At 62.5% G+C, this 12,885-nt stretch carries 11 protein-coding genes; 5 read left to right on the top strand and 6 right to left on the bottom strand.

Going from position 1 to position 12,885, the window contains the following annotated elements:
* Positions 1-14 precede the first annotated feature (14 nt).
* A complete protein-coding gene (gene glgA, locus L8V00_RS04200) occupies positions 15-1,199 on the bottom strand; it encodes a glycogen synthase (protein ID WP_049050332.1) in 1,185 nt (394 codons plus the stop codon).
* A gap of 146 nt (positions 1,200-1,345) precedes the next feature.
* Here glgA and glgC point away from each other — a divergent pair, with 146 nt between their 5' ends.
* Positions 1,346-2,563: a glucose-1-phosphate adenylyltransferase gene (gene glgC, locus L8V00_RS04195; RefSeq protein WP_035005597.1), complete on the top strand. Its 1,218-nt coding sequence runs from the start codon at positions 1,346-1,348 to the stop codon at positions 2,561-2,563.
* Positions 2,564-2,675: 112 nt separating this feature from the next.
* On the opposite strand, the gene L8V00_RS04190 is transcribed toward glgC, so the two are convergent.
* Positions 2,676-3,356: an O-methyltransferase gene (locus L8V00_RS04190; protein WP_035005599.1), complete on the bottom strand. Its 681-nt coding sequence runs from the start codon at positions 3,354-3,356 to the stop codon at positions 2,676-2,678.
* A gap of 205 nt (positions 3,357-3,561) precedes the next feature.
* Between L8V00_RS04190 and sigE the strand changes: the two genes are divergently transcribed.
* The 3 genes from sigE (at position 3,562) to tatB (ending at position 5,229) form a co-directional block, all read left to right on the top strand.
* A complete protein-coding gene (gene sigE / locus L8V00_RS04185; RefSeq protein ID WP_269944295.1) occupies positions 3,562-4,146 on the top strand; it encodes an RNA polymerase sigma factor SigE in 585 nt (194 codons plus the stop codon).
* Between the two features lie 90 nt (positions 4,147-4,236).
* A complete protein-coding gene (locus L8V00_RS04180; protein WP_035005604.1) occupies positions 4,237-4,605 on the top strand; it encodes a zf-HC2 domain-containing protein in 369 nt (122 codons plus the stop codon).
* 36 nt (positions 4,606-4,641) lie between these two features.
* Positions 4,642-5,229, top strand: coding sequence for a Sec-independent protein translocase subunit TatB (gene tatB, locus L8V00_RS04175; protein WP_269944294.1), 588 nt, complete (start codon positions 4,642-4,644; stop codon positions 5,227-5,229).
* A 45-nt stretch (positions 5,230-5,274) separates the two neighbouring features.
* On the opposite strand, the gene L8V00_RS04170 is transcribed toward tatB, so the two are convergent.
* From L8V00_RS04170 to L8V00_RS04160, 3 genes are all read right to left on the bottom strand, one after another.
* A complete protein-coding gene (locus tag L8V00_RS04170; RefSeq protein WP_070488153.1) occupies positions 5,275-6,405 on the bottom strand; it encodes an Mrp/NBP35 family ATP-binding protein in 1,131 nt (376 codons plus the stop codon).
* 65 nt (positions 6,406-6,470) lie between these two features.
* Complete coding sequence (locus L8V00_RS04165; protein WP_070488151.1) at positions 6,471-7,007, bottom strand: DUF1003 domain-containing protein; 537 nt, start codon at positions 7,005-7,007, stop codon at positions 6,471-6,473.
* Positions 7,008-7,014: 7 nt separating this feature from the next.
* The gene (locus L8V00_RS04160) at positions 7,015-8,340 is read right to left on the bottom strand and encodes a magnesium transporter MgtE N-terminal domain-containing protein (RefSeq protein ID WP_035005609.1); all 1,326 of its coding nucleotides are present in this window, start codon (positions 8,338-8,340) and stop codon (positions 7,015-7,017) included.
* 101 nt (positions 8,341-8,441) lie between these two features.
* On the opposite strand from L8V00_RS04160, the gene L8V00_RS04155 reads away from it, so the two are divergent.
* Complete coding sequence (locus L8V00_RS04155; RefSeq protein WP_269944293.1) at positions 8,442-9,041, top strand: hypothetical protein; 600 nt, start codon at positions 8,442-8,444, stop codon at positions 9,039-9,041.
* 97 nt (positions 9,042-9,138) lie between these two features.
* On the opposite strand, the gene L8V00_RS04150 is transcribed toward L8V00_RS04155, so the two are convergent.
* Positions 9,139-12,834, bottom strand: a complete 3,696-nt coding sequence (locus L8V00_RS04150; RefSeq protein ID WP_269944292.1) for a multifunctional oxoglutarate decarboxylase/oxoglutarate dehydrogenase thiamine pyrophosphate-binding subunit/dihydrolipoyllysine-residue succinyltransferase subunit — start codon at positions 12,832-12,834, stop codon at positions 9,139-9,141.
* Positions 12,835-12,885 lie beyond the last annotated feature (51 nt).

The following is a 12,885-nucleotide window of genomic DNA, read 5'->3' as shown; positions in this document are numbered from 1 at the left end:
CCAGCGGATTGTGTTTAAAGCAGAGACCTGTAAACGTCCACGGTCTGCTCGGCGATGGTGGCCCAACTGAAGGTCGTTACCGCGCGCTGGCGGCCGGCCTCACCGAAGGCTCGCACCTTCTGCTGATCCGCCACGAGCGCATTCGTCGCGTCGGCCAGTCCACGTTCGAAGGTCTCCGCGTCGTTCTCGTCGTAGTGAACCAGGGTGCCGGTCTCGCCGTCGACGACAACCTCAGGAATGCCGCCCACGTCGGAGGCCACAACGGCCGTGCCGCACGCCATGGCCTCCAGGTTTACGATGCCCAGCGGCTCGTAGATGGAAGGGCACAAGAAGACATCCGAGGCCGACAGGATCTCCTGCAGGTTCGGCTTCTCCATCATTTCCTTCACCCAGTAAACGCCGTCGCGCTCCGCCTGCAGCTTTTCAACCAGCGCGGTGACCTCGGCCTCGATCTCCGGGGTATCCGGCGCGCCGGCGCACAGGACAACCTGGATCTCTGGATCGAGGTGAGCGACTGCCTTAAGCAGGTGGGGCACACCCTTCTGTCGCGTGATGCGTCCGACGAAGGAGACGATGGGGCGATTGGGATCGACGCCCAGTTCCGTGAGTACGGATCGATTGCCAGCCTCCACTGCAGCCTCGAAGGTGGGGCGGGGTTGCCACAGCTCGGAGTCGATGCCGTTGAGAACCACGTGGATGCGGTCCGGGTCGATGGCCGGGTATGCGTCGAGGATGGATTCCTTCATCTTGGCGGACACGGCGATGACAGCATCCGCGTTTTCCATCGCGTTCTTCTCCGACCAGGAGGAGACGTCGTATCCGCCGCCGAGCTGCTCGCGCTTCCACGGGCGGTGCGGCTCCAGGGAATGCGCGGTGGCCACGTGGGGGATGCCGTTCAGCAGGCCGCCGACGTGGCCTCCCAGGCCGGTGTACCAGGTGTGGGAGTGGACAACTTCGGCGTCACCCAGAGAGTTCGCCATGCGCAGTCCGGTGGAGAGGGTCTTGATGGAACCGTTGGCCTCGGCAAGCTCCGGATCTACGCCGTGGACGTAGACATCCTGCTCCTCGCGCGGCCCGCCCATGCAGTGCACGTCCACGTGCTCGAGCTTCCGCATGTAACGAACCAACTCGGTGACGTGCACGCCGGCACCACCGTAAATCTCTGGGGGATATTCCTTTGTCAGCATGGCGATACGCATGCCTCCAGATTAACCGCGCGAGGCGCTACGTGTCCTGGCAACCAAACGGGCTGTTCATGACGGGTAACTAATTAGGGGGCACCGGGTGGTTACCCGATTGGCTGCTTGGCAAGCAAAAGTAAAGCTGTGTCGCTAGGTTGGAAAGTGTGAAGAGCAGATCGAACGTCCTGTCCATTGTCCTTGCCGGTGGCGAGGGGAAGCGTCTTTACCCTTTCACCGCTGACCGCGCTAAGCCCGCCGTCCCCTTCGGCGGTAACTATCGCCTGATCGACTTCGTGCTATCTAACCTGGTCAACGCCGGTTACTACAAGATCTGCGTGTTGACTCAGTACAAGTCGCACTCCCTTGACCGCCACATCTCTCAGTCGTGGCAGCTGTCCGGCCTGACCGGCCAGTACATCACCCCGGTTCCGGCGCAGCAGCGACTGGGCAAGCGTTGGTTCACTGGTTCTGCGGACGCAATTTTGCAGTCCCTCAACCTGGTGTACGACGAGCAGCCGGATTACATCATCGTGTTCGGTGCGGATCACGTCTACCGCATGGACCCGGAGCAGATGGTGCAGGAGCACATCAAGAGCGGTGCTGGAGTGACCGTCGCCGGCCTGCGCGTTCCGCGTCACGAAGCGACGGCATTCGGCGTGATCCAGGCGGACGACGATAACAAGATTGAGCAGTTCTTGGAGAAGCCTGCGGAGCCGCCGAGCGTGCCGGACGACCCGGAAGTCTCCTTTGCCTCCATGGGTAACTACGTCTTCACTGCGCAGACGCTGATTGACGCGCTGAAGGAGGATTCCGAGGACGAGAACTCCAACCACGACATGGGCGGCGACATCATCCCGCGCCTGGTCGACCGTGGAGAGGCCTACGTGTATGACTTCTCCAACAACTATGTGCCGGGCGAGACCGAGCGTGACAAGGGCTATTGGCGCGATGTGGGTACCGTCGATGCGTTCTACGAGGCTCACATGGACCTGATCAGCGTGCACCCGGTGTTCAACCTGTACAACCAGCAGTGGCCGATCCACACCGCGGAGACGGGCAACCTGCCGCCCGCGAAGTTCGTCAAGGGCGGCATTGCTCAGTCTTCGATGGTTTCGGCGGGCTGCATCATCTCCGCCGGAACGGTGCGCAATTCCGTTCTGAGCGAGAACGTGATCGTGGAAGAGGGCGCCTCTGTCGAAGGCTGTGTGATCATGCCGGGCGTGCGCATCGGCCGTGGAGCCGTCGTGCGCCACGCGATCATCGACAAGAACGTTCAGGTTTCCGCAGGAGAGATCATCGGCGTGGATCGTGCCCGCGACCAGGATCGCTTCACCATCTCTAAGGGTGGCGTGGTCTGCATCGGCAAGAACGTAGTGGTATAACGCAGTCGACTAGCGCTGTTGTCTAGCGTGGTCGTAAAAAGCGAACCGCACCGGGAAGAACTGCGCCAGGAAGAATCCCCGCACCCTGCAGACTGGGCGCGGGGATTTCTTGTTAGCTGGTCTTGGTGATCAGCGTGGCGCCGGCGCCGAGGGGGAGGCGGGAGATCTTGGCGTTGTCCAGCTCGCGGAAGAACTGATCTGCCTCGCGGGCGCGCATAGTCTGCCGGTCGGTGTGGCTTTCGTCGCCGACCAGGCCGTCCATCAGGCTATCCAGCAGGATCAGCACGCCACCGGTGCGCAGGGCGGGGAGCGTGGATTCCACGATGGCCGTGAACTCTTCCGTGGCTGCCTCTGCGACAGCGATGTCGTAGCTATCGTTCGCCAGTCGGCGAATAACATCCAGCGGTGCGCTGGGGAGGAAGCGGAAGGTATTCGGGCGCTGGCCTGCGTTGGCAAAAGCCTGCTTGGCCAGCTGCTGGTGCTGCACCTCCGGCTCGATGCAGGTCAGGTGGCCTTCCACCTGGGCTGCACTCAGCCCCTTAAACAGGTGCAGGCCAATCACACCGCTGGCGGGGGAAACAATAATGCCGGTGGGGGTGTGCCCCTGGGCAGCGGCGTTCGCGCCAGCGCGGGTGGCGATGAACTCCAAAAACTCGGCAGTCATCGCATCGGGGGTGAGCAGACCGAACTCTTCTGCGGCCTCGACGGCAGCGGTGGTCACCTCGTCCGGCTCGGTGGTCGCCCGGACGTACTCACGGATGGCCTCAATGGGGGAAGATGATGCAGCATTCACGCTTCCACACGATAGGCCAGGAATGCGTCGATGTTGTACTTACCCTCGGCATGTCAGACGGTGGCGTCAAAAATAGAAAAGAGAGTAAACAGAAGTGACCGAAGTGACGAACTTTCTTTGCTCCCCCGATAGGGGTAAAATCCTCACAGGAAACTGCCAGGTGAGCAGCACAACTTTTTGAGGACGATTAGCCATAATTACGGTCATGAACGCAGACCAGAACCCCGTTCCGCGAACCACCGCCGAGTTCGACGCAGGGACGGGTGAGCTTCCGACCTGGGGGGAACTGGTCGCAGAGCACGTCGACAGTGTGTACCGCCTGGCCTACCGGCTCGCGGGTAACCAGCAGGATGCAGAAGACCTCACACAGGACACGTTCATGCGTGTCTTCCGCAGCCTGAAGAGCTACCAGCCGGGCACCTTTGAAGGCTGGCTGCACCGCATCACCACCAACCTGTTCCTAGACATGGTCCGGCGCCGCGCGAAGATCCGCATGGAGGCGCTGCCGGAGGATTACGACCGTATCGAAGGCGGCATCGCCGACCCCGCGGCCACGTTCGAGCTCAACAATCTCGACCCGGCGCTGGAGCAGGCACTGGATCAGCTGGCTCCCGAATACCGCGTGGCGGTCGTCCTGTGCGACGGGCTGGGCATGAGCTACGACGAGATTTCCCAGACGCTCGGCATCAAGATGGGCACCGTCCGCTCCCGCATCCACCGCGCCCGCGCGCAACTTCGGGGTAACCTGGAGCGTAACCATGGCGAACTGGTTTTCACCGGCCAGGCCTAGCTCGGTCTAGGTCTGGCTTAGCTGCTACCGGTAGCTAAGAAACTTAGAACGTAAACGCAACTGGGACATGCAGAAAGGCAGGTAGGGCACGTGACATCTTTCGTAGAGAATTTTCCGGGGGAGCTGTCCGTAGACCACCTGTCCACCGAAGCCATCGCCGCGCTGGTTGATGGGGAGCTTTCCCGCCGCGCCGAACACCGCGCGAAGATCCACCTGGTGCACTGCGAAAGCTGCCGGGCGGAGGTGCGCGCCCAGCGTAGCGCGGCGCACCGTCTGCGGGAGCACGCCTCGGCCGTGCACACCCCCGGCGGACTGATGGAAAAGCTGCAGCGCATTCCGGATGAGTGCGACGAAGACGAGGCCCCGCATCGCTTCTCCGTCGATGGCTGCCGTCGCCCCGAAACTCTCGTCGACCGCGTAGATCTGCTACTGCGGAAGCTCCCCTTCCTCGGCAAGTAAAGTGAAAGTCTCCGCAGAGTAGGTTAGGTTAGACAGGTGTTTTCCAATGTAGGTTGGGGCGAAGTCCTCGTACTCTTGATCGTTGGGCTGTTCCTGATCGGCCCGGAGCGCTTGCCGGGGCTGATCAAGGAAGCCCGCGCGATGTTGCTGGCGGTGCGCAAGGCCGTATCGCAGGCAAAGGAGCAGATCGACGGGGAGCTGGGGGAGGACTTCCGCGAGTTTTCCAAGCCGCTGCAAGAACTCAACTCGGTGCGCCAGATGGGCGCGAAGGGTTTCATCACCAAGACGCTTCTGGATGACGACGATAGCTTCCTGACCTCCTTCAACGAGACGAAGCAGGATGTGAAGGACACCGTCGATACGGTGCGCAAGCCGAACCTGCGCGAATCCCTCAAAGCCGATAAGAACAAGAACTCTGCGCAGCTCCAGCCTGCCCCTGCCAGTGGTAGCGCGGACAACGGCGGGATTGCTGTGACCCAGCAGTCCAACGCAGGAGAGTCCCGCTCTGGTGTGGATTCCCCGGTTGCTGATGCTGCCGAGCAGCTGACGGGGGATGCGGGGAACACGGATTCTGCTAAAGAAAAGCCCTCCGCACCCGGCTACGGGTGGGAGGACGTGACCTAGGCTCTTTGTTTGGGCGCTGTGCTTGGGCGCTGTGGCCTGTTTCGTTTATTTCTTTGTGACGCCGAGGTTCAGCGACTTACCTGCCAGCGAACTGCGGCGCACCGCCAGCTGATCGGCGATTCCACCGAAGGCGATGGTGGCCGGCGAGTTCGGCTCGGACAGAACGATTGGGTTGCCCAGGTCGCCACCGACGCGGAGGTTCGGATCCAGCGGGATCTGGCCCATCAGCGGCACCTTAGCGCCGGTGATCTGGGACAGGCGGTCGGCGACGAACTGACCGCCACCGGAGCCGAAGACCTCCATGCGGGAGCCGTCCGGCATGTCCATCCAGCTCATGTTTTCGATCACACCACCAATGCGTTGGCGGGTCTGCTGGGAGATTGAGCCGGCGCGCTCCGCAACCTCTGCGGCGGCGGCCTGCGGGGTGGTGACGATAAGCAGCTCGGCATTCGGCACCAGCTGTGCCACCGAGATCGCCACGTCGCCGGTGCCCGGGGGTAGGTCCAGCAGCAGGATGTCCAGGTCGCCCCAGAAGACGTCGGCCAGGAACTGCTGGATTGCGCGGTGCAGCATCGGGCCACGCCACACGACGGGGGAGTTGTCGCCGATGAAGTGGCCGATGGAGATCAGCTTCACGCCGTGCGCCTGCAGCGGCATGATCATCTCGTCCACCTGGTGCGGCTTGTCCGTAGAGCCCATGAGGCCGGGGACGGAGTGGCCGTAAATGTCGGCGTCGATCACGCCGACCTTGAGGCCACGCTTCTGCAGCGCGACAGCCAGGTTCACGGTGACGCTGGACTTGCCCACGCCGCCCTTACCGGAGGCGACTGCAAATACTCGGGTGGTGGAATCGGCCTGGGCGAAGGGGATCACCGGGTCGGCCGAGTCACCGCGCACCATCTGGCGGACGTTACGGCGCTGCTCGTCGCTCATCACGTCGGTGGTGACCGTGACGTTTTCCACGCCTTCGACGGAAGCCGCGGCCTCGCGCGTCTTCTCCGTCAGGTGGTTTTTCATCGGGCAGCCGGCGATCGTCAGGTAGATCTCCACGGCGACATCACTACCGTTGATGTCGATGGACTTCACCATGCCGAGATCCGTGATCGTGCGGTTTAGTTCAGGATCCTCTACGCGGGATAGCGCGCTGCGTACAGCGGATTCAGTGACTTGGGACATGATGGGTTTAAGTCTATCGAACGACCGGCGAGACGCTAATTTGGCCTCGCCTGCGGGTGCCGGGGTTAGTCCTCGCGCGCATCCCCGCGGGCTTCTTCATCGCGGCGGGAGTCGTCGATCTTGTCGTCGATGCGCTGCAGGATGTCGTTGAGTTCCTCCAGCTCGCGGCGCAGATAATCGCGCGTGACGGTCTCGCCCACCGCAATGCGCACGCTGGCGACCTCGCGGGCCAGGAACTCCGTATCGGCCTTGGTCTCCGCGGCGCGCCGACGGTCCTCATCCAGGCTGACGCGGTCGCGGTCATCCTGGCGGTTCTGCGCCAACAGGATCAGCGGCGCGGCGTAAGCCGCCTGGGTGGAGAAGGCGAGGTTCAGCAGAATGAACGGGTAGGGATCCCAGTTCCACCACATGCCGCCCAGGTTCAGGGCGATCCAGGCGACCACGATGACGGTCTGATAGAAGAGGTACTTGCCGGTTCCCAGAAAGCGGGCGATGTTCTCGGCTACCCGGCCCACTCCATCGCCATCCAGGTTGAACTTCTTCTTCTGGCGCGTGGCATCGGTTGGGGTATCGAGATCCGCGCGGGAAAACTTGCGAGCCATAGTGTGCCTATACCTCCTTCACTTCTGAGTTGGCCGGTGTTGCTGACGGTGTTGACGTCGCCGACGCTGCTGGGGAATCCACACGCCAGTCTTCCTCACGCCAGTCCTCCGGCAGCATGTGGTCCAGCAGGTCATCGACGCTCACGGCCCCCAGCAGGTGCTGGTCGTGATCCAGCACCGGGCCGCACACCAGGTTGTATGTCGCAAAGTAACGCGCCGCGGTCTCCTGGCTGTCTTCGGCGAACAACGCCGGCAGCTCCAGATCTAGGATGCCGCCGATCAGGGAGGACGGGGGTTCCCGCAGCAACTTCTGCAGGTGGACACAGCCCAGGTACTTGCCTGTCGGGGTGGCTTGGGGAGGCCGTACAACAAAGATTAGGGAAGACAGGGAAGTCGGCAGCTCTGGATTGCGCGCGTGGGCGAGAGCTTCGGCGACGGTGGCTTGGGGCGTCAAAATGATCGGCTCGGGCGTCATCAACGCACCCACAGTTTCGGGCGAGAAGTCCATGAGACGACGGACGGGCTCCGACTCCTCGGGATCCATCAGCTCCAGCAGGACGTCCGAGGTGTCCTCCGGCAGCTCGGCCAGAATATCGGCGGCATCGTCCGGATCCATCTCCTCCAGGACGTCCGCAGCGCGTTCGATGTTCAGATGTTCAAGAATCTCCGCCTGATCGTCGTCCGGCATCTCGGCCAGCACATCCGCCAGACGCTCATCGTCCAGCTCGGAAGCGATCTTGTTGCGTCGCGCATCGTCCATCTCCACCAGGGCGTTCGCCACGTCGGCGTTGCGCATCTGCTGGAACGAGGCGATCAGCTCCGCATCCTGGTTCACCGCGCCCGTGCCCGAGGCGTGGAGACCCTGGATGTGCTCGATCGGGATGACGTCGATTGACGTCTTGCGGCCCAAACGGCTTCGCTGAGTCACGGCCAGATTGCGGATCTTCCACTCGCGGCGACGGCTGCGAGTGAGCTCCACGTCCGTGATCTCCACGACCTTGCCATGCAGCTCCTCGTGCCCTGGATCGTCCGTGTGCACCTTCGAACCGATGAGGTCCTCGAAGATCGTCAGCTCTGCAGAGCGAGACTTAAAGGGGCGCAGGTTCACCGAACTGGACGTGGTGGTGATGTCCGTGCCGGTGATTGTTGCGATGCGGAGCATCGGGAGGAAAATCTTGCGCTTATTCGCAATCTCCACCACTAAGCCCAGGGCAGTCGCATTGTCGCCGTGGATGGTGATGACGACATCGCGGACACGGCCGACGGACTCGCCATCCGGCCCCAGCACAACAAGGCCGGCCAAACGTCCTGCATAAACACGACTAGTACTCATGGGTACTTAGGTTACTTCATAGCCACCACGGGGTAGAATGTGGCGAGTTAGTAGGCGCGTGGATAGCGTACGGCGAACAAAGGGGCAAGATAGAGATGCGAATGCTGGGCGGGCGAAACGTGGCGTCAATAATCGCGACAGCAACCTGCCTGGCAGCCATCGGCGGCCTGACGGCCTGTGCTGAAGAACAGCCCGAGCCCTTCCTGATTGGGGTGCCGGAGAAGCCAGTGGGCGATGCACCGATGCCCGAGCGCTACGCCGATGCTTTCGCGCGCTACCTGGTGCGGGAGCTCAACGGTGAGGATCGTAAGGGAGAGCGCCAGCCTGTACCGGCGGACCTGCGAGTACGGCAGCTACGCACCGGGGAAATTAACGTTACCTTCGGCTGTACGGGCGAACTGCTGGAACTGCTGGACCGCAACCGGGCAATGGAACTGCGGCAGGAACTGAAGAAGGCCGGCAGCGGGAAAGATGGCAGTGGGGAAGAGGTGGATGAGAAGTACCTCGTCTACGACGAGCTGCTGAGCTCCCTTCCGCAGGAGGTTGGAGCGACTTTGCCCGGGGTAGCCACCCCCTGCTCGGATACTTCGCTGCCGCAGGACGCAGTGGTGCTATACGCGAAGCGGGTGATCGGGCGCGACGAGCTCCGGCAGTTGAACTCCATTGCGACGGGGACGTCGATGGAGATGCTCGGGGCCTAAACACGAAAAAGCCCGCCACATGAACCTTGGAGGTTCATGGCGGGCTTTTACCTCGCTTGGGCGCTAGCGCGGGGCTAACGCCTGACGGGGGAGCGCTTTACTCGAAAGCTTCCTCCAGCAGCTGCTTCTGCTCCAGCTGGTGTACCTTCGCAACACCGGTTGCGGTGGAGGACTGTGCACGGCGGGAAACGCGCTTCATCTTGATACCCGGGATGTGCTCCGGCAGCTGCAGAGCCAGGAACGGCCACGGGCCCTGGTTGGCCGGCTCGTCCTGAACCCAGCGCACCTCTGCGTTCGGGTAGTTCTCCAGCGCATCCTTGATGCGGTTGAACGGAATCGGGTGCAGCATCTCCACGCGGACGATGGCGACATCGTCGCGGCCATCTGCCTGACGCTTCTTCTCCAGATCCCAGTAGATCTTGCCCGAGCACATCAGGACGGTCTTGACGTTCTCGTTCTTACCGTTCTGGTTCGGATCGTCGATCACAGACTGGAACTTCTTCACCTCGGTGAAGTCCTCCACGGAGGAGACAGCCATCTTGTTGCGCAGCATCGACTTCGGGGTGAAGACGACCAGTGGACGCTTCAGGGAGCCCAGAGCGTGGCGGCGCAGCAGGTGGAAGTAGTTCGCCGGGGTGGACGGCTGGGCGATGGTCCAGGAGCCCTCAGCGGACATCTGCAGGAAACGCTCGATGCGGGCGGAGGAGTGGTCCGGACCCTGGCCCTCGTAGCCGTGTGGCAGCAGCAGAACCAGGGAGGAAACCTGGCCCCACTTGGCCTCGCCGGAGGAGACGTATTCGTCGATGATGGTCTGGGCGCCGTTGGCAAAGTCGCCGAACTGTGCCTCCCAAGCCACCAGGGCATCCGGGTTACCCACGGAGTAGCCGTACTCGAAGCCCATGCCCGCGTACTCGGTCAGAGCGGAGTTGTAAGCCTCGAAGCCGCCGCCCTTACCGGACTCGCGTGCGAGCTCCTCCAGCGGGCTGTAGCGGTCGTGGTCGTCGTGGTCGAAGAGGATGGCGTGGCGCTGGGTGAAGGTACCGCGCAGGGAATCCTCACCAACCAGGCGCACGAGCTTGCCACCGTCAACCAGAGAGCCGAAGGCCAGCAGCTCGGCGAAGCCCCAGTCGATCTTGCCGTTGCGGGACATTTCCTTGCGGCGCTTGATCACCGGCTTTACGCGCGGGTGCGGGGTGATGTGATCAGGAACATCGGCAAACAGGTCACCAATGTGCTCGATGAGCTCGCGATCCACAGAGGTATCCAGGCCACGCGGCAGCTCCTGGGAGCCGGTAATGCCGCTCTGCTCCTTCGGCTTGGCACCCTTCTCGGCCTCGCGTACCTGGGTGAACACGGTCTCCAGCTGCTCGTGGAAGTCGCGCTGGACGCGCTCGATGTCTTCCTCGGTCAGGTCGCCGCGGCCCAGCAGGGTCTCGGTGTATTGATCGCGGGAGCTCTTCGTCTCACCAATCAGCTTGTACATCAGCGGCTGGGTCATCGACGGATCGTCGGCCTCGTTGTGGCCGCGACGGCGGTAGGTAACCAGGTCGATGAATACGTCCTTGCCGAAGCGGTTGCGGTAATCCACAGCCAGGTGTGCCACCCATACGACTGCCTCTGGGTCGTCGCCGTTGACGTGGAATACCGGGCTGTCGAAGCCCTTCGCCAGGTCGGTGGCGTAGTGGGTGGAACGACCGGCATCTGGGGTGGTGGTGAAGCCGATCTGGTTGTTCACGACGATGTGGACGGTACCGCCGACCTCGTAGGCCTCCAGGCGAGCCAGGTTGATGGTCTCCTGCACGATGCCCAGGCCGGCGAAGGCAGCGTCGCCGTGCAGCAGCAGCGGCATGACGGTGTGCTTCTCGTGCAGCTGATCCTGCTTGGCGCGGGCGATGCCCTCCATGACCGGGTTCACGGCCTCCAGGTGGGAGGGGTTGGCTGCCAGGTAGATGTCGATCTCGTTGTCGCCGAACATCTGGTGGTAGTGGCCCTCTTGGCCCAGGTGGTACTTCACGTCGCCGGAACCGCCAGCGGCGCCCGGGTCGATGTTGCCCTCGAACTCGGTGAAGATCTGTGCGTAGGGCTTGCCCACGATGTTGGCCAGCACATTCAGGCGGCCACGGTGCGGCATGCCGATGATGACCTCGTCCAGAGCTGCGTCGGCAGCGCGGTCGATAGCAGCATCCATCATCGGGATCAGGGTCTCGGCGCCCTCCAGGGAGAAGCGCTTCTGGCCGACGTACTTGGTCTGCAGGAAGTTCTCGAAAGCCTCGGCGGAGTTCAACTTCTGCAGGATGTACTTCTGCTGTGCCGGGCTGAATCCCTCCTGGCCAGCCTCGATGCGCTCCTGCAGCCAGGTGCGCTCTTCGGCGTCCAGAATGTGGGTGTACTCCGAGCCAACCTTCAGGGTGTAGGCCTTGCGCAGGTGGGCAAGAACCTCACGCAGCGTCATGGTCTCGCGGCCTGCGAAACCACCGACGTGGAAGGTGCGGTCGAAGTCCCAAAGGGTCAGGCCGTGGGACTCGATGTCCAGGTCGGAGTGATCTGGGATCGGCAGACCCGGCTGCGTCCACTGCAGCGGGTTGATGTTGGCGATCAGGTGGCCGCGGGAGCGGTAGGCCTCGATCAGCTGCATCACACGGGTGGACTTATCCACGCCGATGTTCGGCAGGTCCTGGCTCCAACGGGTCGGGGCGTAGGGCACGCGCATGGCGTGGAAGATCTCGTCCCAGAACTCGTCGTTGATCAGCAGGCGGCTCATGGTGCGCAGGAACTCGCCGGATTCCGCACCCTGGATGATGCGGTGGTCGTAGGTGGAGGTGATGGTCACCAGCTTGCCGATGCCCATCTCGCCCAGGCGATCCTCGGATGCGCCCGCGAACTCGGCGGGGTAGTCCATGGAGCCCACGCCGATGATGGCGCCCTGGCCCTTGGTCAGGCGCGGCACGGAGTGGCGAGTGCCGATGCCACCCGGGTTGGTCAGGGAGATGGTCACGCCGGTGAAGTCGTCCATCGTCAGCTTGCCTTCGCGGCCGCGGTGAACAACGTCCTCGTACTTCTCGATGAACTCGCCGAAGGACATCTTCTCGGCTTCCTTGATGGCAGCAACCACCAGGGAACGCTGACCGTTCTTGCCCACCATGTCGATAGCCAGACCAAGGTTGATGTGCTCCGGGGTAACGAGGGTCGGCTTGCCGTCTACAACCTCGTAGGAGTTGTTCATATCCGGGTGGGCCTTGACGGCCTGCACCAGGGCGTAACCGATGATGTGAGTAAAGCTAATCTTGCCGCCACCGCGCGCACGCAGGGTCTCGTTGACCATCGCACGGTTTTCGAACATCAGCTTCGCCGGCATATCGCGCACGGACGTAGCCGTCGGGATTTCCAGGGAAGCGTCCATGTTCTTAACTACGGCCCTTGCGGCGCCCCTAATGGGGAACTCGCCGGGCTCCGGTGCCTCCACCGGCTGCTTCGGAGCAGGCGGGGCGGTGCGCTTCGGGGTGGGCTTAACGCTGCTGTCCTGGTTCTGGGATGCAGAACCCTTAGGCTGCTTGCCACCCGCCGTCGTATCCCGGTTGGGGGTAACGGTGTTCTTAGTGGAGCTTTGGCCGCCCGTGGTCTTCTGTGCTCCGTCGCCCGCCGCAGCCTGGGTGTTGCCCGACGGACTTACCGGAGAGGAATTTTTCTCAAAGTAGTCGCGCCATTCAGCGTCGACAGACTTTGGGTCTTCCTTGTACTGCTGGTACATCAAATCGACCAGCCACTCGTTTTGACCGAAATTTGCGCTGCTCACAGCAGGTCCTCGCCTCTTTCCTTTATGACTTTAAGTCTCGTCGTTCCACCC

This window comes from Corynebacterium evansiae, from assembly GCF_027570065.1.
GTDB classification, from domain to species: Bacteria; Actinomycetota; Actinomycetes; order Mycobacteriales; family Mycobacteriaceae; genus Corynebacterium; species Corynebacterium evansiae.
Note: the sequence above shows the minus strand (reverse complement) of the source record. Positions and strands in the feature narration are given on the sequence as shown.

Excerpts from the sequence above, each read along its gene's own strand:
- glgA (WP_049050332.1), bottom strand. The coding sequence starts at position 1,199 with ATGCGTATCGCCATGCTGACAAAGGAATATCCCCCAGAGATTTACGGT.
- sigE (WP_269944295.1), top strand. The coding sequence starts at position 3,562 with ATGAACGCAGACCAGAACCCCGTTCCGCGAACCACCGCCGAGTTCGAC.
- L8V00_RS04170 (WP_070488153.1), bottom strand. The coding sequence starts at position 6,405 with ATGTCCCAAGTCACTGAATCCGCTGTACGCAGCGCGCTATCCCGCGTA.
- L8V00_RS04165 (WP_070488151.1), bottom strand. The coding sequence starts at position 7,007 with ATGGCTCGCAAGTTTTCCCGCGCGGATCTCGATACCCCAACCGATGCC.
- L8V00_RS04160 (WP_035005609.1), bottom strand. The coding sequence starts at position 8,340 with ATGAGTACTAGTCGTGTTTATGCAGGACGTTTGGCCGGCCTTGTTGTG.
- L8V00_RS04155 (WP_269944293.1), top strand. The coding sequence starts at position 8,442 with ATGCTGGGCGGGCGAAACGTGGCGTCAATAATCGCGACAGCAACCTGC.